We start from the raw sequence: 24015 nt of genomic DNA, 5'->3' as shown, positions 1-24015 counted from the left end.
TTAAAATTTAACGATGCGCGGTTTAAAATCAAGCTTCCTTAACAGCTGGGTATACTCCTCCGGGGTAATATCTTCCCATTTTTTACCGAGCATAGCTACCAGCATTGCTTCCACAACGTTGGTGCCAAAACTTCTGCCGTTAAACTCAGGGGTGGTGGTAACCAGCATTGATGCACCGCGTTCAGCCAATAAGTCTAAGTCTTCCTTGGTGGTGGTGTTGGTAATAATCATTTGCCCGCTAAGTTTTGGAGGAAGGTATTTCTTTATAAAGTGAAAGTCTCCGGCAATTACCTCCGCCCGGTGGTAATATTTTGCATATTTAGACACCCCTTTGGTTTTTTCATCCTGCTTTTTCCCCGTTGGATACAGAAAATCAAAGGGCAATTTTATAACCAGCGGTAAAAGAAGATTTGCCACCCTTTCTAATTTTTTTAGCGAGCCAATAGCACAGGGTATGCCAATAGAAAAAATAAGGTCGCCAAAGGTGGTCTGGCAGCCGTTTTCCACCAATGCCTCTGCCATGCCAAAGCGATCCACGGCGCTGACCATTAGCACCTTGGTACCGGGTTTTAGGTGGCCCTCTTTAATTAGATAGTTGGTGGTTTCCCTTTCCAGGGTGTTTTTTAAACCACTGCCGTCCACCACCGGAGTTTTCTTTACTGTTTGCATTAACTTTAGGCCGTCGGGGATGGCATAACGCCTTTTCCCGGCAAAGAGATAGATATCAATACCGCCCAAACCTATGGCATCAACATTGCCGTCCAGCCGCTGCAATATTTGTACGGCTTTTTTAAAATCGCCGTCTGTTCCCACACGGCTTAATTCAAATTTTTCACCCATTAATTCCACCGTGGCGGTGTGATTGCGTTTAGATGAACCTAAACTTACGCTGACCACTTTTTTCAACACCAAAGCCCCCAACATTTTTACTAATTGATACTATTTTAACCATCTATTGCCGAAAACACAACATGAAGGGATAAACCCTCCTTTGGTATGTAGAAAATTTTGTTATAAGGGTAGTTTTGACAGATGTAAAAAAAAGACGCCAAAGCGTCTCTAACGTTTCTTCCACTTGTACTTGCCTTTTCTATAAAAGGACCGTTCAGCCTTTTCCATTAAGTCCAGTGCTTCATCGAAACCGTTTACATAGTCGGACTTTAACACCTTGCCCAGCTCAGGCTGTATTATGGTCCCCTCTTCCCGTTGACCTATCTCCTTGGCAAATTCAGCGAAGTTATTTAAATTCTTGTTTGCCATTTTGCTTGCCGCAGCTATCCCCCCTCATTTTATTTATACCAGGCCTCCCTTTTGCTTAATTATCTCTATGGCCCGGTCCAAGTGCTCTTCATCGGTGACCGCTGTCACCAAAAAACTTCTACCGCCGGCCACACCGTAATCGGTGTCACCAAAACCGCTTACCGAAGGGTCGGCAGCCATCATTACTCTGGAACTATCACTGTGATAGGCGTCTGAATCACCGGCAAACAGGGTTAAATCCGTTTGGCTTAATTCCCCGGACAGCGGATTTACCGAGTCTGTGTCTAGGGCTGCCCCGTAGCGGGAAATCCTGTCAATTTGCACCTCTGTAATGCCCATATCCTTTAAGGCATCCACCGCCTGCCGGGCATCATCTGTGGATGAAAAATAAGCTAATATGGAACGTTCACCGGGCTGCATTTGCATTGCTTTTTACCTCCCGAAAATATTAATACTTAGTATTACCCATCATATGACAAATAATATACATTTTGTTATGTAATTTTTTCCAAGCATTGTTTAATTCTACCTTTTTCGACATTGACATAGTATAATTGGCATAACAAGTAAAGTGAGGTGATTAGTAGCTAAAAGCCCTTCATTACATCTGAGATAAAGTTGAGGAGGTTAGGTATTTTGCAACAAGGTGGGTTTATTAAAATTTCTCTCTTTTCGTTACTTTTTGTGGGTTTATTGTTTTTTGCCGGGCCAAGGGCAGAGGCCGGTTCCCAGTATTATACCGTACAAGCGGGGGACAGCCTTTGGTTAATTGCCCAAAGACATCATACCTCTGTCAACCAATTAAAGAAAGAAAACAATTTAATGGGCGATGAAATTTGGGTAGGCCAACAATTGCTTATCCCCGGATCAGGGGAAACAGAGCCCAAGGGCCAGGTGTACACCGTTAAGCCGGGGGACAGTTTGTTCTTCATTGCCAGGGATTTTGGCACCACCATTAATGAGCTAAAGACTGCCAACAATCTCACCGGGGACGAAATTTGGGTGGGGCAAGAGTTGCTTATCCCAAGTAAAGGGCCGGTGCAGCCCAAACCCGATGAAAGCCAGTTACAAAATTATACCGTCGTTGCCGGAGACAGTTTGTTTTTCATTGCCCAGCGTTTCAATACCACGGTGGACCTGTTGATAAATATTAACGGGCTATCCGATACAACAATATACGTGGGTCAGCAATTGAAAGTCCCGTCCCGGGGCTCTTCAAATCCACCGCCACAATCTGAAGGTTGGGATATTCCTGCAGGGGTGGCCCTCTACCGGGTACAGTCCGGCGATAACCTTTATTCCATTGCCCGTAAATACGGTTCCACCGTGGATGCGGTATTAAAAACCAATAAGATGAAAAAAGATTTTATTACACCGGGCCAGCCCTTATTTGTGCCCATTAACTCAAGTGAACCGGTATACGGCATTGCGGCTCCCAAGGGGCCTAAAAAAGCCGGGTACGGAGAGTTGTTGGATTGGGAATACGCCAACTGGTTATTTAACCATGACAGCACCGGTACCCTTAATGACTTACAAAGCGGACGCACCTTTAAGGTAACTCGCATCGGCGGCGGCAACCATGCCGACTTAGAGCCGCTCACCGCCCAGGATACCGCCATAATGAAAGAAATATACGGCGGCCAGTGGAGCTGGGCCACCAGACCGGTTATTCTGATGTTTGAAGGGCGGGAAATTGCAGCCTCAATGAACGGTATGCCCCACGGTTTTGACACCGTACCCAATAACAATTTTAACGGCATGTTTTGCCTGCACTTCTTAAACAGCCGCACCCACAACACCAATCAGGTGGACCCGTCCCACCGGCAATCGGTATTAAGGGCTGCGGGGCAGTAGGGCAAAAAGTTAATTTAAATTTTGAATATTGAATTAAAGACGCGGTATTTTTGCCGCGTCTTTTCCTTTTCTGCTATTATTATCTTTTATGGGAGGATTTTTTATTTGTTTTGAGGAAAATGTATCTTTACCGGAAAAACAAAGGAGCAGTTAGATGTATATAGACAAAGACCAAGTACTGCGTTATTTAGGATACAAGCCTGAAAGCACCCGGTATAGTCAGCAAATGTTAGAAAAAATTGATTACTACATATTATTGGGCACCACCTTGCTGGAACCCAACACCACACACCGCATTTTTAACAGGGTGCACCTGGACCACAGGGGAGTATTGCTGCAGGAAGCGGATTTGCTGCTGCCGGGGAAGGATATCTCTGACCATTTGAGGTATGCTAAAAAAGTATGTATTGTGGCCGCCACCATAGGGCCGCAGTTAGAGGCTGAAGTATCTAAACTGTTTAAACAGGGTGAATATGCCGCCGGCACCATTTTAGATGCGGTGGGCACCGACGCTGTGGAAAAGGTGGCTGACCGCCTGCAGGAAAGTCTAAAGGCCTCGGCCATGAAACAAGGCTACAAGCTTACCTGGCGCTTTTGCAGCGGCTATGGGGATTTTCCGGTCACTGTGCAGCCACAATTACTGAAAGCAGTCAATGCACAAAGCATCGGTATCACCGTTACCGACAGCTGCATGCTGCTGCCACAAAAAAGTATCATTGGCGTTGTCGGTTTTACCCCCGGAGATATGGATACCCCGGTGATGGATAAATGCAGTCATTGTCAGGCCGAAAACTGCGCCTATCGAAACAGAGGTGATAAATGTGCCAAAACTACAAGAAATGATAGCCAATAAAATTTTAGTATTTGACGGAGCCATGGGCACCATGCTACAAAAACACGGCTTGCTGGAAGACGGATGCCCGGAACTGTTAAACGTAGAAGAGCAGCAAGCAATTACCGACATCCACCGTAAATATGTTGCAGCCGGAGCCAATGTCATTGAGACCAACACCTTTGGGGGCAACCGCATTAAGCTGGCGGAATTCGGATTGGAAGACAGAACCGCAGAGTTAAACGCCGCCGGTGTTAAGGCAGCCAAGGCAGCCTGTGACCATAATACCTTGGTGGCCCTTTCGGTGGGACCCACCGGTAAATTGATGCAGCCCAGCGGCCCCTTAACCTTTAATGAGGCTTACCAAGTTTTTAAAGAACAAATTACCGCCGGCATTTCAGCCGGCGCAGATGTAATATGTATAGAAACAATGTCTGATCTGGGAGAGGCCCGGGCAGCGGTGCTGGCTGCAAAAGATGCCGCCCCCCATGTGCCGGTAATTTGCTGCATGACCTTTCAACCTGAAGGCCGCACCCTAATGGGCACCGACCCGGTCACTGCGGTTATTGTGCTGCAATCCTTGGGGACAGATGTTGTGGGAGCCAACTGCTCCGGCGGCCCGGAAGAATTGCGGCAGGTAATTGCAGATATGTACCCGGTGAGCAAGGTACCCTTACTGGTACAGCCCAACGCCGGGCTTCCGGTACTGGATGGAGACAAAACAATCTTTCCCCTCAGTGCCGAAGAAATGGGGGCCTATGCACCAAAATTAGTTGAGGCCGGAGCTTCTTTGGTGGGCAGCTGTTGCGGTTCCACGCCGGACTTTACCGGCGCCATTAAAAATGCAGTGGCCGGCCTAACCCCCCCTACTCCCCGGTACCAACCAAAAACCTACGTCACCTCCAGCACCCGCACCCTTGTTTTGGGCAGCGGGCAGCCGGTGAGAATCATCGGTGAACGCATCAACCCCACCGGCAAAAAGGCACTGTCCGAGGAACTGCGCCGGGGTACACTGGCCAAGGTGGTGCAAGAGGCGGTGCAGCAGGTGGAAAACGGTGCCGATTTACTGGATGTGAACGTCGGCCTGCCTGACATTGACGAGGCTGAAATGTTGGTGCGGGCAGTGAATGCAGTACAAAAGGTAGTTAACGTACCTCTACAAATAGACAGCACCAACGTACAGGCGGTGGAGGCAGCCCTGCAGGCCTATCACGGAAAAGCACTGCTTAATTCGGTCAACGGCAAAGAAGAAAGTCTGTCTGCCATACTTCCGCTGGTTAAACGCTATGGGGCCTGTGTGCTGGGCCTATGCCTAAACGAAAAAGGCATACCCCCCAAGGCCGAGGAGCGTTTAGAGGTGGCCCGCCGCATTGTGGAGCGGGCCGCAGAGTACGGCATACCCAAAGAAGATGTGCTGATAGACTGTTTGGTATTAACAGCCAGCGCCCAACAAGAGGAAGTGATTGAAACCATAAAGGCGGTGCAGTTGGTAAAAGAGCACCTGGGTGTGGCCACTGTGCTGGGGGTGAGTAATGTATCCTTCGGGCTACCCAACAGAGGCCTTTTAAACAGTACCTTTTTAGCCATGGCACTGGCAGCAGGGTTAGATGCACCGATATTAAACCCCCATCACAGCCATATGGTTGACACCGTCAGGGCTGCCCAGGTGTTAACTTACCGTGATGTGGATGCTAAACAATATATCCCGGTGTACACTGACTATAAGCCCTCCACCCAAAACACAGCCCAGGAGCCCAAGGGCAGCCATGAAATGCTTTATCACGCGGTGGTTAACGGCATTAAAGACGGGGTAACTGAACTGGTGGAGCAAAACCTGGCCGACGGCAGGCAGGTGATGGATGTGGTGGATAAGGTGCTGGTGGCTGCACTGGATGAGGTGGGCAAAAGATATGAAAGCGGTGAATTTTTCCTGCCCCAATTGATGCAGTCTGCCGAGGTGGTGCAAATAGCCTTTAACCGCCTACGCCAAGAGCTGCCGTCGGGCGGAGTAAATAAAGGCACTGTGGTGCTGGCCACCGTCAAAGGTGACATCCACGACATCGGTAAAAATATTGTTAAAGTATTGATGGAGAACTACGGCTATAATGTAATCGATCTAGGCAAAGACGTAGCCCCGGAGGCCGTTGTAAAAGCCACCAAAGAAAGTGATGCCAAGTTGGTAGGTTTAAGCGCCTTGATGACCACCACCATCCCCAGCATGAAGGAAACCATCGTGCAGTTAAAGGAAGCCAATTTGGACTGTAAAGTAATGGTGGGCGGCGCAGTACTAAACCAGCGCTATGCCGACTTAATTAACGCCCACTATTATGCCCGGGATGCCAGAGAAGGGGTACAAATAGCCCAGCAGGTTTATAAACAGTAGAAAACACCCTTAAGCAGGCATAAATTTATAAAGCCCCCCGTGCGAAACGAGGGGCTTTTCATTATTAACCTAATACTGCATCCATCATGCTGAGCATTTGATCCTTTTCAAAGCCTTTTTGTTGGCAAGCGCCACTGGGGCAAACTGCCACGCAGGCACCGCAGCCCTGGCAAAGCACTTCCCGTACCCAAGCCACCTTGGTGCGCTCATCCAGCACCCTGGCACTGTATGGGCAGACTTCTACGCACAGGCCGCAGCCTCTACACAGTTCTTCGTCCACTGTGGCGGTAATACCCAGTGATTCTAGGCCCGGTTTAGACAAGAGGGTCACTGCCCGTACTGCCGCAGCATTGGCCTGGGCAATACTTTCATCAATGGTCTTAGGCCCATGGGCCAGACCGCAAAGGTACAGCCCGTCGGCAGCAAAGTCCACCGGACGCAATTTCATGTGGGCTTCAGAGAAGAATCCGTCTGTGGTTAACGGCACCTTAAAGTGCTGGCTTAACACCTCGTTGTCCTTCTTCGGTTCAATGCCGCTGGACAAGACCAGTAAATCCGCATCAATGCTTATGGGCTGGCCCAGCACCGGATCGGTTACCAGCACAGAAACCTGATCACCCTTGGCAGTTACCTGGGGTTTATCATCTAAGCTGTAGCGAATGAAGATAACCCCCTGCTGCCTTGCCTTGGTATAATATTTTTCTTTAAAACCATAGGTTCTGATATCACGATACAGTACAAATATCCTGGCATCCGGCTGCTGCTCCTTAATTTTAAGGGCGTTTTTAACAGCCTGGGTGCAGCAAATACGGCTGCAATAGGGCCTGTCGTCTTGGCGAGAACCAACACACTGGATCATTACATATGTTTTTGCATTTAACTGGGAGTTTACTATTTTTTCTTCTAACTGCTGCTGGGTGAGCACAGCCGGGTGTTCACCGTAGAGGTACTCATTGGGTACCACCGCTTCGGCGCCGGTGGCTATAACCACAGCACCGTGCTCTACTTCCACCGTGCTGCCGTCATCCAGCTTTAGCAGGGTACGATAGTTGCCTAAGTAACCGCTCACCTCAGACACCTGGGCGTTGAGCACCAGGTCTATTTTATCGTTACCGGTCACCTTTGCCACTAAATCTTCCACCAAAGCCACCGGATTGTTGCCGTTTATGGTGTAGTGAATGTGTCTTGCATGGCCGCCCAGTTCTCCGGTTTTTTCCACCAGGGTGACAGCAAAACCTTGCTCGGCAAGCGAGAGGGCATTGGACATGCCCGCCACGCCGCCGCCCACCACCAGGGCCCGACGATTAATGTCAATAACCGATGTTTGAACAGGCTTAAGCAGCTTCACCTTGGCCACAGCCATTTTCACCAAGTCCTTGGCCTTCTCGGTGGCTCGCTCCGGTTGATCCCGGTGTACCCAGGACACGTGTTCCCTAATATTGGCATGCTCGTATAAATAGGGGTTAATGCCGGCTTCCCTCAGGCTTGCTTGGAACAAGGGCGCGTGGGTACGCGGCGTACAAGATGATACCACCACTCTATTTAAGTTTTGCTCCACAATGGCCTCTTTAATTTTTGCAATGTTGTCCGCTGAGCAAGAGAACAAAAATTCTTCAGCGTATACAACGTTATCCAGTCCCCGGGCATACTCTACCACCTCGGGCACCTTGACAACGCTGCCAATGTTAATACCACAGTTGCAAACAAACACGCCTACCCGCGGTTCTTCACCGGTTACATCCCGCTCAGGCGGGTACTCCTGAGTTTTAATCATGGTGCCCCTTACCGGAGCCAGCAGGCGTGATGCATGGGCTGCCGCAGAGCTGGCATCCACCGCTGTTTCAGGAATATCCTTAGGCTCACAAAAAGCTCCGCCCACATAGATTCCGGGTCGGGATGTGCAGCCCGGTGTAAACTCATCGGTTAAACAAAAACCATAATCGTTTAACTCAATACCTGCCGCTTCTGCCAGTTTAACGGCATCGCTGTTGGGGCTGAGACCCACCGACAGCACCACCAGGTCATAGCGCTGGGTAGTGATGGAGCCGTCTTCGTTGGAGTAACGAATGATCAAGTCGTTGCTGCCGTCATTTGCCTCCTGTATCTCATAAATTCTGGAACGGATAAAGTTAACACCGTGTTCGTTGCGGGCCCGATCATAGTAGCGCTCAAAATCTTTACCATGGGTACGCATATCCATAAAGAAAATATCTGTTTCCAGTGGGTCACGGCTGTGCTCTTTGGCTATCACACACTGCTTTATGGCATACATGCAACAAACCGAAGAACAGTATCCCTTACACTGTTTTTCATTCCGGGAGCCCACACATTGAATCCAGGCAATTTTCTTTGGTTCTTTACTGTCAGAGGGGCGCACCATATGGCCCTCATAGGGCCCGGAGGCCGAAAGTATCCGCTCAAATTGTATACTGGTGATCACGTTGGGGTATTCATTATAGCGATAGTATTCCAAATTAGCAGCATCAAAGGTTTCAAATCCGGGACTTAAAATCACGGCGCCCACATCAATTTCAACCTCTTCATCCACCATGCTGTGGTCGATGGCTTTGGCCACACACACGTCAACACACTGTAAGCAGTCGGAACAGACAGCACAGTTAAGGCAGCGTTCTGCCTCCTGCTGGGCCTGTTCTGCAGTATATCCCAGGGCCACCTCGCGCAGGTCTTTAGCCCGTTCTGCCGGGTCAGCATAGTTCATGGGCACGGCAGCTTGCACCTCTACCTCGTCTGCCTTTTGGCGCAGCGGGGAAATCTTTTCTTCAGGAACTTTAAACTGGCGATTGGCGCGCAGATCTTCACCCTGGATGTAGCGGTGAATACTTTCAGCCGCCCGCTTACCGGCACCAATGGCATCTATCAGCAAAGCCGGACCGGTTTGCACGTCACCGCCGGCAAAGATGCCGGGCACGTTGGTGGCCAGTGTATCCGGATCCGCTTCAATGCGGTTGCCCCACTGGTTGGCCAGGGGTTTGTCACCCACAAAGGATAAGTCAGGGGACTGGCCGATGGCTGCAATTACTGTATCAACATTATCCCACTTAGTAACTTCATCGCCGAATTGAGGCACCCATCTACCCTGCTCATTTTTCACCATGGCCACTACACTTTGGGTAACCACTTCATTTACCTTGCCGTTTTTGCCCTTAATCTCCTTAATAACCGTTCTGAAGTGAAACTTTACGCCCTCTTCCATGGCTTCTTCCACTTCTTCATCGGCTGCCGGCATTTCTTCCCGGGTACGGCGGTAGAGAACATGTACCTCTTCCGCTCCCAGTCGCACAGCTGAACGGGCTGCGTCCATGGCCACGTTACCGCCGCCCACCACCAGCACCTTGCGACCCAGATTTACCTTTTCGCCTAAATTAAACTTGCGCAGCATGGAAACCGCTTCCACAACGCCGTCTAAATCATCGCCGGGGGTGCGCATTTTAATACCTTTATGGGCACCGACGGCCAAGAAGATTGCCTTATAACCGTCACTAAACAGTTGATCTATGGTAATATCTTTACCGAGGGCAGTGTTGTACTTAATTTCTACCCCTAATCTTTCTATTAACTGCACTTCTAAGTCTACCCATTTTTTAGGCAGGCGGTATTCCGGAATACCCACTCTCATCATACCGCCCGACACCGGTAGCGCTTCAAATATGGTTACCTTATAGCCCTTTAGGGCCAGGTAGTGGGCCGCTGTTAAACCGGCAGGGCCGGAGCCGATAACGGCTACTCTTTCTTCCCGTTCACCCTCTTTTTCCGGCAAGGGCAGTGAGTCCATGTTTTCATAGGCTATGTCAGAAGCCAGGCGCTTTAATTTTTGTATCTGCACCGTTTGGTCTATATCTTTACGGTTACATGCAGACTCACAGGGGTGGGCACAAACCCGTCCACATATTGCCGGCAGGGGGTTGTCACGGTAAATCATTTTCCAGGCTTCTATAAACTTGCCTGACTTTATTAACTGTACATAACCCTGAACGTTAATACCCGCCGGACACGCAGCAGTACATGGGGCAACCCCACGCTTTTCCACTGCAAAAGCATTGGGGGTAGCTTGGGCATACAGTTTATAAATTGCTTTGCGGCTGGCCAGTTCACCGTTAAATTGGTCTTTTAACTCCACCGGACAAACGGTGGCACACTCACCGCATCCGGTACACTTGGCCAGTTCTACATAGCGGGCCTTTTTATGTAGTTTAACTTTAAAATTGCCCGGTTCACCGGTCACATCCAGCACTTCTGCCCCAGCAATAATATTTATATCTTTATGCCTGCCGGTATCCACCAACTTGGGAGACATAATACACATGGCACAGTCGTTGGTGGGGAAAGTTTTATCTAAACGGGCCATTGTGCCCCCAATGGCCGGTTTTTTCTCCACCAAGTACACACTGTAACCAGCTTCAGCTAAATCCAACGAAGATTGCATACCGGATATTCCGCCGCCTACAACCATTACAGCACCGGTCATTTTTTTATCGGTCGTTTGCTGTTCATTCATCAGCTAACTGACCTCCTTCCCTTCCGTATAAGTAGTTCAGCCAGATATACGCCACGGATTGTTATTAATTGCACATGCCGTGCAATTGATATATGCACCACCCGCCTTTCACAAGTGACATTTCAACTATTTTATATATAAATTTAGTTTACCATATGTATCAGCGAAAATCAAAAGCGATAAATGGTGTATTTTGTCGAAAAGATAAAATTTAATTAGTTAGATATATATCAAGCAATTATCAAGAAATACTTGCTTTTTATCTGGATGCTCAATTTTATAACCTATTTTACTTGCAAATGATATTTTTAACAATCCCATGTTATTTGTCGTTTTTTGTTGAATGTGGTCAAGCGTTTTTTACGCTGGTATTTTCGCACCGCAGCCGATAGGGTTCTATTTCTATTTTATTGTATAATTGCTGTAACTTTTCTTTAATTAATTCGTGTATATGGTAAGGAGGGTGAAATATGGAGCAGGGCAACTTAGAATCCATTTATAAGTACTACCTAAACGATGTCTATCGCTACCTGCTTCAACTGTGTAAACATCCTCAAACCGCCGAGGACCTCACCCAGGAAACCTTTTACCGGGCCTATTTATATCTTGATAGCTACCAAGGCGAAAAGGTTAAACCATGGCTCTTGCGGGTAGCCAGAAACGCCTTTATCGACTGGTATCGCAAAGAAAAAGGCCAGATAGCCCTTGAGCCCTTGGTGGCAAACTGCCCCGATATGGGGCAGAAGGGCCCGGAGGAAAGATATCTGCTGATTGAAGAAATAAACCGGTGGGCACAGGCCCTGGCAACACTGCCTACCAAGCAAAAACAGGCTGTAATACTCTGTGATTACTACGGATTTTCATATCAAGAAGCGGCAGAGCTGCTAAATATAACACCGGCCAACTTAAAGGTCAGTTTGTACAGAGGGCGCAACAAAACCAAAGAGTTACTTAAGGGGGTAAAAAAGTGAACTGTTCAGAGGCAGAAAAAAAGTGGCAGCAGTATTTAAAAGGTGAGTTAACCGCTGCAGAGGAAGAAGAAATGGAAGCCCACATTAATGCCTGTGCAGCCTGCAGTAACAAACTTAACAGGGAACTTAATAAAGATATACAAACCGTTAACGAAGAAAAACAAATTAAAATACTTAAAAGGGCCAAATGGAAAAACAGAATTTCCAATGTGGTCTATGTAATTTCTGTGCTATTGGCAGTGACCATGGCCGGCACCTTATTATCTTGGCTGTTTTATTCCCTAGGTGACCGGGGTGAAAATGCCACACGGACTTCACAGCTGATCACCGAGTTTACCATGCCTAATATTTACACCCTTGGTGGCAGTACACAGGTGAAACCCTTATTTGGAATGGAAGGCAACTATAGACTATATAAGGACCTTGGCCGGGACAGTATCACCATTGGAAACCTGCAAATCAATATGTTCTTTAACCGTTTGAGTGTTCAAAGAAACTGGACTGACGAAGCCTTAGACGTAAAAATGCACTTTCTTTACCCGAATGATAAAGATAAATTGACCGGTAACAATGAGGAAAGCCCTGTAAAAAAATCGCTTCAGCCGGATGCCGGGGCATGGAAGACTTTAGACATATTACCCGAGGGAACAGTGGCCGAGCTGGCAGTTTCCTTTGATACCAGCTATAGCTTAGATGAGCTTTATCAAATCTTATCCGGTTATGACCTTCAATTACTATGGTTTGCCGTCGACACCGGGGTGGAGGCTGAATTAAGAAATGAGAGCAGAGGTTATGTAAGTGCAGGGGACGGTATTTTGTGGGGTTTTCCTAACCACAGCAATTCACTTATCTATGAACCGGATAGCCCGGGCAACTATTCGCTAATACTGGACGGGGACAGCGCTAAAAAAACTGCCGCCTTTATAGAGGCGATGGAGTTTTTAATTGAGCACGAAAAATGGGCCGCCAGGGCACACCGCCGCTGGGGTTATGATCTGCAATTAAAGAAGCGGCTGGATTATGTGCAAGAAAACGGCCTAAGGGTATACGGCGCAGTGGTAACCGGCCCCACCAAAGAGTTGTTGAAATTAAAAGAAGTTGATGAAGTTAAGTTCTCTGCACTGGGCGAAGTGGCCCTATGGAACTGGGAAACCCGATACTTCCGCGGCACCATTTACAATTAATGGGTGGGGGTAAATTTGTCTATTTTAGTAGTATTAGGGGTGGTGGCCCATGGAGAAATTACCTAGAAGGAAAAAGATCAGATTGAAAGGATATGATTATTCGCAAGCCGGTTATTATTTCATTACCATATGTACCCAGGATAAAAAGGCGACCTCTGGTCGCCAGTGTTCAATACCACAGTTATCTAAAATTGGGGAAATTGTTGATTTAGAAATAAGTAAAATTAATTCTGTTTATGAAAATGTCAAAGTTGACAAATACGTTATCATGCCAAATCATATACATATGATTATAATATTGTATCCCGGTAACGGGCGGTCAAAGACCGCCCCTACAATATCTCGCATTATTCAACAATTCAAAGGTTCTATTTCTAAAAAAGTCGGCTTTTCATTATGGCAGAAATCATTTTATGACCACATCATAAGGAATAAACAGGAATACTTAAAAATATGGGATTATATTGACACAAACCCATTAAAATGGGAAGAGGATAAATATTATATATAACTATATAAAAGTAGGGGCGACCTGTGGTCGCCAGTGTTTAAAAATAAGGTTATCAAAAATAAGGAAAATTGAATTGTTGTAAGGAAAAAGGGGCGGTCCAAGACCGCCCCTACTCCCTGTGGCAGTTTTGCTTTTAGAGTACCGCGTCTATCATATTTAGCAGTTGGTCTTTCTCGTAGCCGTTTTGTTGGGTGGCACCGCTGGGGCAAACGGCGGCGCAGGCGCCGCAGCCTTGACAAAGTACCTCTCGCACCCAGGCTACCTTGTTACGCTCATCCAGCACCCTGGCGCCGTATGGGCAAGCCTGAACGCACAGGCCGCAGCCTTTACATAATTCTTCATCCACCGTGGCGGTGATGCCCAGGGATTCCAAACCGGGCTTAGACAGCAGGGTTACCGCCCGCACTGCTGCGGCATTGGCCTGGGCTATACTTTCTTCAATATTCTTAGGCCCATGGGCCAGACCGCAAAGGTACAATCCGTCGGCGGCAAAGTCCACCGGGCGCAGTTTCATATGGGCTTCAGAGAAAAAGCCATCTGCATTTAAGGGTACTTTGAAGTGTTGGCTCAACACCTCATTATCTTTTCCGGGTTCAATGCCGCTGGACAAGACCAGTAAATCCGCATCGATGCTTATGGGCTGGCCCAACACCGGATCGGTTACCAGCACAGACACCTGATCGCCCTTGGCAGTTACCCGGGGCTTATCATCTAGGCTGTAGCGGATAAAGATAACCCCCTGCTGCCTTGCCTTGGTATAGTATTCTTCTTTAAAACCATAGGTTCTCATGTCCCGGTAGAGTACAAAAATATTTGTATTTGGGTTTTGCTCTTTTATTTTTAAGGCATTTTTTATGGCCTGGGTGCAGCATATCCTGCTGCAGTAAGGCCGATTATCCTGGCGGGAGCCCACACATTGGATCATAACAAGGGTTTTAGCATCTAACCGGGAATTTACCACCTTTTCTTCTAACTGCTGCTGGGTGAGCACAGCCGGGTGTTCACCGTAGAGGTATTCATCGGGGACCGCCCCTTCGGCTCCGGTGGCCAATATCACCGCACCGTGCTCCACTTCCAGCCTGCTACCGTCATCCTTTTTTATCACTGTGCGGTAGTTGCCCAGATAGCCGCTTACCTCGGCAACCTGACCGTTGAGTATCACTTCTATTTTGTCGTTGGCATTAACCTTCGATATTAGCTCCTCCACCAAGGCCATGGGGCTGTTACCCCTTAAAGTATAGTGAATGTGTCTTGCATGGCCGCCCAGTTCACCGGTTTTTTCCACTAAGCTAACCTCAAATCCTTGTTCTGCCAGGGACAGGGCATTGGTCATGCCTGCCACACCGCCGCCCACCACCAGGGCCCGGCGATTGATGTCAATTACCGAGGTGTGCACCGGCTTTAGCATTTTCACCTTGGCCACCGCCATTTTCACCAAATCCATTGCCTTCTCGGTGGCCTCTTCCGGCTGTTCCCGGTGTACCCAGGAAACGTGTTCTCTAATATTGGCATGTTCATATAAATATGGGTTTAAGCCCGCTTCTTTTAAACTGGCCTGGAACAAGGGCGCGTGGGTGCGCGGGGTACAGGATGACACCACCACTCTGTTTAATTTGTGCTCTATAATGGCTTCTTTGATCTTGATAATGTTATCCTGGGAGCAAGTAAATAAAAACTCCTGGGAATAAACCACCTTATCCAAGGTCTTGGCAAATTCCACCACCCGGGGCACATCTACCACACCACCGATGTTAATGCCGCAATTGCATACAAATACCCCCACCCGGGGCTTTTCATTGGATACATCCCGCTCCGGTGGGTATTCCTTGGCACGAATCATTGAACCCCTAGCAGGGGCCAGGGTACGGGAGGCATAGGCTGCCGCAGAGCTGGCATCCACCGCCGTTTCGGGAATGTCTTTGGGCTCACAAAAGGCACCGCTCACATAAATGCCCGGACGGGAGGTGCAGCCGGGATTAAATTCATCGGATAGGCAGAAACCATATTCATTTAACTCTATGCCCGCTGCTTGGGCCAGTTTGGCGGCATCGCTGTTGGGGCTTAATCCCACCGACAATATCACCATATCGTAACGTTCGGTGGCGATGGTCCCGTCTTCGTGGGAGTAGCGGATAATTAAATCTTCACTGCCGTCATCAGCTTCTTTTACTTCGTAGATGCGGGAACGGACAAAATTTACCCCATGTTCTTTTTGCGCCCGCCGATAGTAGTGCTCAAAATCCTTGCCGTGGGTCCGCATATCCATAAAGAATATTGTGGTATCCAAGGGCTGCCGGCTGTGTTCTTTGGCAATTACACACTGCTTGATGGCGTACATACAGCATACCGAAGAGCAGTATCCTTTGTTTTCTCTGGTATTACGGGAGCCCACACATTGAATCCAGGCAATCTTTTTCGGCTCCTTATGATCAGAGGGCCTTACCATATGGCCCGAATAAGGACCGGAGGCAGACAGCACCCGCTCAAACTGCATACTGGTCAAGACGTTTGCGAAACGGCCAAAACCATAATAAGACAGGTTTTTGGCATCGTAAACCTCAAAGCCGGGGCTTAATATCAATGCCCCCACATCCACTTCTAACTGTTCATCCTCCATGGTATGGTCAATGGCCTTGGCCACACAAGCATCCACGCATTGTAAACATTCAGAACACACTGCGCAATTAAGACAGCGTTCTGCTTCCTGTTGGGCCTGTTCCTTAGTGTAACCCAGCGCCACCTCATCAAAGTTTTTCATCCGGGTTTCAGCAGGAGCATAATTCATGGCCACCGCCTTTTGTGTGGTCACTTCTCCGAGCTCTTGTCTTAGGGGCGCAAGATCCTCTTCGGGGATACTGAACCGGCGGTTGGCCTTTAAATCCTCTCCCTGGATATAGCGATGAATACTTTCAGCTGCCCGCTTACCGGCACCAATGGCATCAATCAATAAGCGGGGCCCACTTTGTGCGTCCCCCCCGGCAAATACTCCCGGTACATTGGTTGCCAAGGTTTCAGCATCGGCCTGCAGCCTGTTACCCCTTTCGTTAACCAGCGGCAGATCACCCACAAAGGATAGGTCCGGGGTTTGACCAATGGCCACCACCACACTGTCCACATCTTGGTAACTGGTTAACTGGTCTCCGTATTGGGGGGCAAAACGCCCTTCTTCATCAAATAATGAAGTGACGTTAACCGCCTTTAATCCGGTTACCCTGCCGTCCTTGCCAATAATTTCTTGCACACCGGTTTGATAGTGGAAAACCACTCCCTCTTCCATGGCCTCTTCAATTTCTTCTTTAGAGGCGGGTAAGCTACCCTCCGATTCTAAACATAGCAGGTGCACTTCACTGCCCAAGCGGCGGGATACCCGGGCCGCATCCATGGCCACGTTACCGCCACCGATAACCAAGGTCTTTTTGCCCAGCTTTACCTTTTCACCCAGGCCCACCTGCTTCAACATTTGCACTGCACTGACCACGCCCTTTAGATCTTCGCCGGGCACCCGTAAACTTAAACCCTTATGGGCACCCACCGCTAAGAAGACCGATTTATATCCTTCATCCATTAAACCCTTGATTGTAATATCTTTACCTAAGGCAGTGTTCAACTTGATTTCTACCCCAAGTTTTTTAATTAAATCAATCTCTAAATCAACCCACTTTTTGGGCAGGCGGTACTCCGGAATACCAACCCGCATCATACCGCCGCTAACAGGCAGTGCCTCAAATATGGTTACTTGATAACCCTTTAGGGCCAGATAGTGGGCAGCAGTTAAGCCGGCCGGCCCGGAACCAATCACCGCTACCTTTTCTTCCCGCCGGCCTTCTTTTTCCGGCAGCGGCAGTGATTCTATATTTTCATAGGCCACATCGGCCGCCAGCCTTTTTAATTTTTGTATTTGTACCGGTTGATCAATTTCTTTGCGGTTACAGGCTGATTCACAGGGGTGGGCACACACGCGTCCGCATATGGCGGGCAGCGGGTTGTCCCGGTAAATCATCTTCCAGGCGTCAATGAATTTACCGGATTTAATTAACTGCACATAACCTTGAACGTTAATACCCGCCGGGCAGGCTCCTTGACAAGGGGCAACTCCATTCTTTTCCACCGCGAAGGCGTTTGGAGTTGCCTGGGCATAAAGTTTATAAATGGCCTTGCGGTCAGCCAGCTCACCGTTAAAGTGATCCTTTAAGCTAACAGGACATACGGTTGCACATTCACCACAGCCGGTACATTTAGCCAAATCAACATAACGTGCCTTTTTATGGAGTTTAACCTTAAATTTTCCCGGTTCACCGGTCACATCAATTACCTCTGTGCCGGGAATAATGTCAATATCCTTATGCCTACCGGTATCTACCAATTTAGGCGACATAATACACATGGCACAGTCGTTGGTGGGAAAAGTTTTATCTAAACGAGCCATGGTGCCACCAATGGCGGCCTTTTTCTCTACCAGGTAGACCCGATAGCCGGCTTCAGCTAAATCCAGCGATGATTGCATACCTGATATTCCGCCGCCTACAACCATTACAGCACCGGTGATCTTATCACTCATTCTTAACTACCCCCTTCAAGGTAACACTTGTTACTAAATGCACAAACCCCGAGAAAAAAATACCCCCCTCGCTTTTATTAGGCTATTTTTAAAATATTCTAACACCGTATATAGCAAACTTTCAAACCTCATTTTGAAGCTTTATGGTAATATTATTTATGTTTTTTGGCTATTTTGTTTGATTATTATTAATTGCGTTATTATTAACATTTTTGCTAAAAATTTAATAGGTTTTTGCAAAAATAAAAAAGGGGGCCTTGGCCCCTTAAACTTAAAGCTATTTATCTTAACCCCTCTATAAACACCTGGGTGTTGTGCCTCATCATGCCAATGTACGTTTCTGCACCACTGCCCGGCTTACCCAAGGCATCGGTGTAAACCTCCCCTGCGATTGGTACCCCGGTCTCCTTGCTTATCATTTTTATATATCTTTTATCCAGCGTTGTCTCGGCAAACAAGGCCGGTATTCCTCTGTTTTTCACCAAGTCAACAATTCTGGAAATTTGTTGAGGTGTACCTTCTTCATGGGCATTTAGCTCCCAAATGCCTTCGGTTTGAAAGCCATAGGCCCGGCCGTAATACTTTAAGGCATTCTCACTGACCACTATCACCCGGTTTTCTTCAGGCACCTGTTCGACCTGCTCCTTAATCCAGGCATCCAATTCCAATAACTGCTCTTTATAGGCCGCTGCATTTGCCCGGTAATATTCTTCGCCGGCCGGATCCAATTCCACAAGGGTGTCCAGGATATTATCCACATAGGTGACAGCCAGTTGGGCATCAAGCCAGGCGTGTGGGTCTGCCGCTTCTTCACCCACCAGCGGGATAGGGGTAATGCCCTCTGTTAAATGCACTATTTTTGTTTCAGTGGCGCTTTTCAGCACTCGCTCAATCATTGCCTCCAAGTTAAGTCCGTTAATAAAGATCACATCGGCATCGGTGGCTCGCTGAAATTCACTGGGCAGCAATTCGTAATCCTCGGGATTTTCACCGATGGGAACTATATAATGTACATCACCCCGCCACCCCACTATGTTTTCGGTAAGATCCGCCAGTATAGATAGGCTGGTTACAATCTTTAAACCCTCATCCTCAGCCTGCTGCCGGGGTGTGTCTGCCCCCCCGCAGCCTGCTAAGGATAAAACCGTTATCAGGATTAGGGCTAATACCGGTAAAAGTATTTTTTTCATTTTCCTCCTCCTCAGTCAGTGGACTGCCCGCGCCCGCAGTCTGCCAAAGATGTAGCCCTGCTTTGGTGATAAGAAGAAAGACAGGGCAAAAAGCGTTGAGGCCACCAGAACAATGGATGCCCCGGTTGATACATCATATAGATAGGAAAAATATACTCCCACCACAGCTGAAAAGACCCCAAAAACAGAGGACAGGCCGATCATTATCGGCAATCGATCAGTTAGTAAGTAAGCGGTGGCCCCCGGTGTAATAAGCATTGCCACCACCAGTACAATGCCCACTGTTTTCAGTGAAGCAACGGTAACCAAGGACAGCAGCACCATCAGTAAGTAGTGAATTAATTTGATGGGCAGGCCCACCGCCTGGGCCATCACCGGGTCAAAGGTGCTGAGCACCAGCTGCTTGTAAAAAAGTATTAGGCAGGCAAGTACCACCACACCAATTGCCAGCGTCATCCACAAATCCGCCCGGGATACCGCCAGTACATTGCCAAATAAAATGTGCCATAAATCTACCCCGGTACCCCGACGCATACTAATTAATACCACACCCAGTGCAAAGGCTGCGGTAAACATAATGCCAATGGCCGAGTCATCTTTTATTCTGCTGTGCTGTGTTACATAGCCAATGCCCAAGGCTGTGACTACCCCGGTGACAACCGCTCCAATAAAAAAACTAAAGCCAAACATGTAGGCAAGGGCTACCCCCGGCAGCACCGCATGGGAGATGGCATCGCCCATCAGGGCCATACCCCTTAAAATAATAAAGCAGCCAATGGCACCGCAGATAATGCCCACTAAAACACCGGCAATCATGGCATTTTGCAGGTATTGATACCTGGACAGGGAATCAAGAAAGAAGGCCAGATTAGCCATCAGGCATTCACCACCATTAGGCCATCGGCCCCACCATAGGCTTCCCGCAGGCAATCTGTCCGAAAGACCTCTTCCCTTTTACCATAGGCTATTAACTTTTTCTTTAACAGAATGATGGTGTCAAAATAAGACTCTGCCTTACTTAAATCGTGGTGAACAACAAAGAGCGTTTTGCCTGCATCCCTTAATTCTTTTAGCAGCTCCATGATCACCTTTTCCGAAGCAATGTCAATGCCGGTAAAGGGCTCATCCAAAAAAAACAACTCTGCTTGCTGGGCCAGGGCCCGGGCCAGAAAAACCCGCTGCTGCTGCCCCCCTGACAGTTGGCCAATTTGTCTTTTGCGGTGATCCCACATCCCCACTTGTTGCAAACACTCTTCTACAATCTGCCGGTCCTTTTTTGTAGGCAGTCCCCACCATTTAATATGGGGGTAGCGACCCATCAGCACCACATCTTCCACCAAGACCGGAAAATTCATATCAATGTCACTTCTTTGGGGCACGTAGGCAATTTTTTTGCGGATTTTATTTACATTTTGATTCATCACCCTTACCTTGCCGGTATCCACATTTACAAGGCCCATAATTGCTTTCATCAGCGTTGATTTTCCCCCGCCGTTGGGCCCTATAATTCCCACCAACTGCTTTGCCTTTACAGATAGGGAAATGTTTTTAAAAACCCTGTTACCTTCGTAGGAAACAGATAAATTACTTACCTCTACAATGACATCTGCACACACAATATAAATACCCCCTAACATGCTGCTAGCAGCGATTAACTAAGTTAACTTCGTCTAAAACTGCAACCGCTGTATTATATTTTTTGAAACAACATTTGGTGTTTGTCTTATCTCAAAAATTAGTCATGGTTAAATTTTTCTTGCATATCTATAGTTATCAGGTATTATTTAAGTACTATGGGGGGAGGACTATGGGTAACAGTGAAGAGTTTTATACCGCTCGCGGTTATGAAATTGCCGCCGGTGAAGATGCCCTTACTCCCAGCATGGAAGACTATATAGAAATGATTTATCGTTTAAGTCAAGGAACGGGATATACAAGGGTCAATGATTTGGCTGAAAAACTAAATGTACAGCCCCCATCAGTAACAAAAATGATGCAAAGGCTGCACGACAGGTCGCTGCTAAATTATGAAAGGTACGGCATGATTCACTTGACCGAAGAAGGAAAAGCCCTGGGTAATTACTTTTTACAAAGGCATAATACTTTAAAAAAGTTTTTAAGCTTACTGGGAATAGTAAAGAACCTGCAAAAAAATGTTGAGCAAATGGAGCACTACATTAACTGGGACACCTTTCAGGTTATCGATGCCTTTGTTAGTTTTTTACAGCAAAACCCCGAAATTCTTAAGCAGTTTAAACAGTTTAGGGAAAGATCGGTATAATAAATAAACCCCTTGAAAATTTCAAGGGGTTTATTGTTGATCTTTATATACCTTTAATGCGCTTAGTGCGCTGCTATTTTTGAATCTTCAGGAATCTCACCTACACCAACATCCTGCTCTTCATTAAATGCAAAAATTTTTAGATAACTTAATACAAAAAACTGCAGTCCTAATTGATAGAAAACTGTTCTATGTGCCATTATAAAATCATACCAACTGTATCGTATGAATCCAATGGCATTAAAATGAGCTAGATACACGGCAGCAGTAACAACAATTGAGTAAACCATAAACCCTAACACCCAATATTTAAAGGTTTTTACTATAGGGCTTAATAGTATGGCTCCAAATGAAATTAAAATCGGTATTGCAATTAAACCGGGGATTAGCTTACCTAACAACACTCCCAGTAAAACACCTAACGCTAAAGCAACAACTACCATTGACAAAGGTTTTTGTGGTTGTAAAAAGTCAAGCACCCTTTTATATTTAATACTTCCAAGATTTCTGTTTCTTAATAAATAAAAGAAATAACAGGCTATTATATTTCCAATAACCACCAGCGATTCATACAAATATGACAGCATATAAGTATAATTCTTAAAATCATCCGAAATAAGATTGATGTTTAATATAAAGGTTACCGCTCCCCACCCCATATAAAATAATAGACTATAAAAAGCGCTGCTTATAAGCCATTTGAACTTTCTATCAGAATTAATTCTTATGAGCACCCAGCAAGTTAAGATAAAGGGCAAAAGAAACAAGGGAGATATCGTAAAAAAATAGTTTAGAACTCCCAATCCTGCCCCCAGTATTAATGCCTCAAGATTAATCCAAGCAAACACATGGCTTATAGTCTTTAAAGCCAATCCTTTAAAGTTAATTTCTGACTTAACCTTTTGCTCCGTGGGTTTTTTTTCCTTTTCCTGCTCTTCACTATTCTCCTTATTTAATTTTTCTTTGTCTAAAAGTTCTTTCAAGAAATCATTGTTATTCATTATTCATATCCCTCTCTTCTTTCGTAGGGATTTGGGCAACTGTGTATCTTGACTTATCTTTTTCGATTATACCTGCATAGTTTACTTGTAAAAACAGTTCTCTTTCATTAAACCCATCACTTATAGCATTGTAAGTTATTTTATACTCACCTTGAACCATCTTGTTAAACCTTTCATAGATCGTTTTTAACTCAGAAGGGTCATGAGTATATAAGACCATACCACCGGTTCCAAGTGCTAAGGTCTCTAAAGGCAGGGCATCAAAGCTTCCTAGGGCTATAGCAAAAATAGTAACACCGGAATTTCTAGCCGCTGTTATGGCTTCTTCTATACTTGCAGAACTATTGGTGTCTGCACCGTCCGAAAGCACTATTATAGCTTTTCTTCCGATGGCATCAGCTGTGCTTTCTGTGGCTGTTAATATTGCATCATAAAGAGCTGTGCCTCCACTTGATTGTAATCCATTTATTGCCTCTGTTAAAAGCTCCTTGTCATTTGTCATGCTTACCAGTGATTGATAGTTATTATTGAAAGCACTAACAGCCACCTTTTCATCATTTATTAAATCTAAAAAGTGTATACCTGCTTCCTTTGCCCCAACCATTGGGCTCCCCTTCATGCTACTGCTAATATCAAAGACCAAGTGAATATTTACAGGTGTTCTAACCCGTTCTTCTCTTCTAGGTATTATAGTGACAGAAGCTTTGTCTACTGCTTTGCCGTTATCTTGAATATATATATCTTCTTTTTTCACCTCAACAGGCATGCCGTCAAAATCCACTATATCTGCATATGCAACTACTGTAGGGAAATAATCGCTATTAATTTGGCGGATATTAACTTGCAAAAGCTTTTTGTTTAAATAATCGATTAATAAATTTAGAAGCTTACTGCGTTCGTTTAATTCATAAACAACATTTTGTTTACTCATTAAGAAAATATCATTTTTTTGTCGGTCAGTTAATGGGTTAAATATTTTGGAGTTTAATATATCTTTTATTTCAGGGTGTTTAGTTGTCAGTTTATTAACATCGCTAATTGTAGAATCTATCGTTAATACTATTGTTGTCAAATTATCAATTTTATCAACTATATTCTCAGGATCTTTCATTTGCAATATACCTGAAACCGTTCTCCCCCAAACAACCAGGTCTATTGTATCTGCAATTACATTGACGTGGTCAAGCAAAATTGTAACACCAGCACATAGTATCAAGCCACTCTGGCAGCAGCCGGTGTTAGACCACCATTGAACGTGTGAGGCCGTACTCGGTTATACCAAGCGTAGGCAAATTCCGCTACTGCAGCATCCAATTCACGTTCAGTTCTATACTCGAAAAGATAGATCAGCTCATGTTTCAAGGTGTTAAAGTAGCGCTCGATCGGTGCATTGTCATAGGGACAGCCTGTTCGGCTCATGCTTTGCTGGATGAACAGGGCTTCGCATGAGCGAACAAATTCCTTCGAAGTAAAT

The 24015-nt window shown here is 46.5% G+C and carries 18 protein-coding genes; 7 read left to right on the top strand and 11 right to left on the bottom strand.

Annotation, left to right across the window (positions count from 1 at the left end; translation table 11 throughout):
* The 3 genes from BR02_RS0100095 to BR02_RS0100085 all read right to left on the bottom strand — a co-directional run bounded on the left by BR02_RS0100095 (nt 1) and on the right by BR02_RS0100085 (nt 1686).
* Complete coding sequence (locus BR02_RS0100095; protein ID WP_031513031.1) at nt 1-906, bottom strand: hypothetical protein; 906 nt, start codon at nt 904-906, stop codon at nt 1-3.
* A gap of 153 nt (nt 907-1059) precedes the next feature.
* Nucleotides 1060-1260, bottom strand: coding sequence for a hypothetical protein (locus BR02_RS0100090; RefSeq protein WP_031513029.1), 201 nt, complete (start codon nt 1258-1260; stop codon nt 1060-1062).
* Nucleotides 1261-1293: 33 nt separating this feature from the next.
* Entirely contained in the window at nt 1294-1686 is a 393-nt protein-coding gene (locus BR02_RS0100085) for a hypothetical protein (protein WP_031513027.1), read from the bottom strand.
* Nucleotides 1687-1896: 210 nt separating this feature from the next.
* Here BR02_RS0100085 and BR02_RS0100080 point away from each other — a divergent pair, with 210 nt between their 5' ends.
* The 3 genes from BR02_RS0100080 (at nt 1897) to BR02_RS0100070 (ending at nt 6329) form a co-directional block, all read left to right on the top strand.
* Nucleotides 1897-3114 carry a LysM peptidoglycan-binding domain-containing protein gene (locus BR02_RS0100080; protein WP_031513025.1) on the top strand — a complete coding sequence of 406 codons (1218 nt, stop codon included), beginning with the start codon at nt 1897-1899 and terminating at the stop codon, nt 3112-3114.
* A 154-nt stretch (nt 3115-3268) separates the two neighbouring features.
* On the top strand, nt 3269-3967 hold the full coding sequence (locus BR02_RS0100075) for a vitamin B12 dependent-methionine synthase activation domain-containing protein (RefSeq protein ID WP_031513023.1): 699 nt from the start codon (nt 3269-3271) through the stop codon (nt 3965-3967).
* Entirely contained in the window at nt 3954-6329 is a 2376-nt protein-coding gene (locus BR02_RS0100070; protein WP_031513021.1) for a homocysteine S-methyltransferase family protein, read from the top strand. Before BR02_RS0100075 ends, BR02_RS0100070 begins: the two co-directional genes overlap by 14 nt.
* Nucleotides 6330-6393: 64 nt before the next feature.
* Here the strand turns inward: BR02_RS0100070 and BR02_RS0100065 are convergent, their stop codons facing one another.
* Nucleotides 6394-10845, bottom strand: coding sequence for an NAD(P)-binding protein (locus BR02_RS0100065; RefSeq protein WP_031513019.1), 4452 nt, complete (start codon nt 10843-10845; stop codon nt 6394-6396).
* Nucleotides 10846-11315: 470 nt separating this feature from the next.
* On the opposite strand from BR02_RS0100065, the gene BR02_RS0100060 reads away from it, so the two are divergent.
* The 3 genes from BR02_RS0100060 to BR02_RS0100050 are packed head-to-tail and all read left to right on the top strand — an operon-like array spanning nt 11316 to nt 13511.
* A complete protein-coding gene (locus BR02_RS0100060; protein WP_031513017.1) occupies nt 11316-11816 on the top strand; it encodes a sigma-70 family RNA polymerase sigma factor in 501 nt (166 codons plus the stop codon).
* Nucleotides 11813-13000 carry an anti-sigma factor gene (locus BR02_RS0100055; RefSeq protein ID WP_031513015.1) on the top strand — a complete coding sequence of 396 codons (1188 nt, stop codon included), beginning with the start codon at nt 11813-11815 and terminating at the stop codon, nt 12998-13000. Before BR02_RS0100060 ends, BR02_RS0100055 begins: the two co-directional genes overlap by 4 nt.
* A gap of 49 nt (nt 13001-13049) precedes the next feature.
* Nucleotides 13050-13511: a transposase gene (locus BR02_RS0100050; protein WP_031513013.1), complete on the top strand. Its 462-nt coding sequence runs from the start codon at nt 13050-13052 to the stop codon at nt 13509-13511.
* A gap of 133 nt (nt 13512-13644) precedes the next feature.
* On the opposite strand, the gene BR02_RS0100045 is transcribed toward BR02_RS0100050, so the two are convergent.
* From BR02_RS0100045 to BR02_RS0100025, 4 genes are all read right to left on the bottom strand, one after another.
* On the bottom strand, nt 13645-18069 hold the full coding sequence (locus tag BR02_RS0100045; protein WP_031513011.1) for an NAD(P)-binding protein: 4425 nt from the start codon (nt 18067-18069) through the stop codon (nt 13645-13647).
* Between the two features lie 281 nt (nt 18070-18350).
* A complete protein-coding gene (locus tag BR02_RS0100035; RefSeq protein WP_031513007.1) occupies nt 18351-19259 on the bottom strand; it encodes a metal ABC transporter solute-binding protein, Zn/Mn family in 909 nt (302 codons plus the stop codon).
* A 15-nt stretch (nt 19260-19274) separates the two neighbouring features.
* Nucleotides 19275-20135 carry a metal ABC transporter permease gene (locus tag BR02_RS0100030; protein WP_031513005.1) on the bottom strand — a complete coding sequence of 287 codons (861 nt, stop codon included), beginning with the start codon at nt 20133-20135 and terminating at the stop codon, nt 19275-19277.
* Nucleotides 20135-20875: a metal ABC transporter ATP-binding protein gene (locus BR02_RS0100025; protein ID WP_034638582.1), complete on the bottom strand. Its 741-nt coding sequence runs from the start codon at nt 20873-20875 to the stop codon at nt 20135-20137. The genes BR02_RS0100030 and BR02_RS0100025 overlap by 1 nt, the downstream gene beginning before the upstream one ends.
* A gap of 191 nt (nt 20876-21066) precedes the next feature.
* Between BR02_RS0100025 and mntR the strand changes: the two genes are divergently transcribed.
* Entirely contained in the window at nt 21067-21540 is a 474-nt protein-coding gene (gene mntR, locus BR02_RS0100020; RefSeq protein ID WP_031513001.1) for a transcriptional regulator MntR, read from the top strand.
* Between the two features lie 62 nt (nt 21541-21602).
* Here the strand turns inward: mntR and BR02_RS0100015 are convergent, their stop codons facing one another.
* The 3 genes from BR02_RS0100015 to BR02_RS0100005 all read right to left on the bottom strand — a co-directional run.
* On the bottom strand, nt 21603-22541 hold the full coding sequence (locus BR02_RS0100015; RefSeq protein WP_031512999.1) for a hypothetical protein: 939 nt from the start codon (nt 22539-22541) through the stop codon (nt 21603-21605).
* Nucleotides 22534-23730, bottom strand: coding sequence for a vWA domain-containing protein (locus BR02_RS0100010; RefSeq protein ID WP_157834901.1), 1197 nt, complete (start codon nt 23728-23730; stop codon nt 22534-22536). The genes BR02_RS0100015 and BR02_RS0100010 overlap by 8 nt, the downstream gene beginning before the upstream one ends.
* Before the next feature lie 23 nt (nt 23731-23753).
* A partial coding sequence (locus BR02_RS0100005) for an integrase core domain-containing protein (RefSeq protein WP_031512995.1) occupies nt 23754-24015 on the bottom strand: 262 nt, incomplete at its 5' end.

Origin of the sequence: Desulfofalx alkaliphila DSM 12257 (assembly GCF_000711975.1) — a bacterium.
GTDB classification, from domain to species: Bacteria; Bacillota; Desulfotomaculia; order Desulfotomaculales; family Desulfohalotomaculaceae; genus Desulfofalx; species Desulfofalx alkaliphila.
This window is presented reverse-complemented; position numbering and strand designations above follow the sequence as displayed.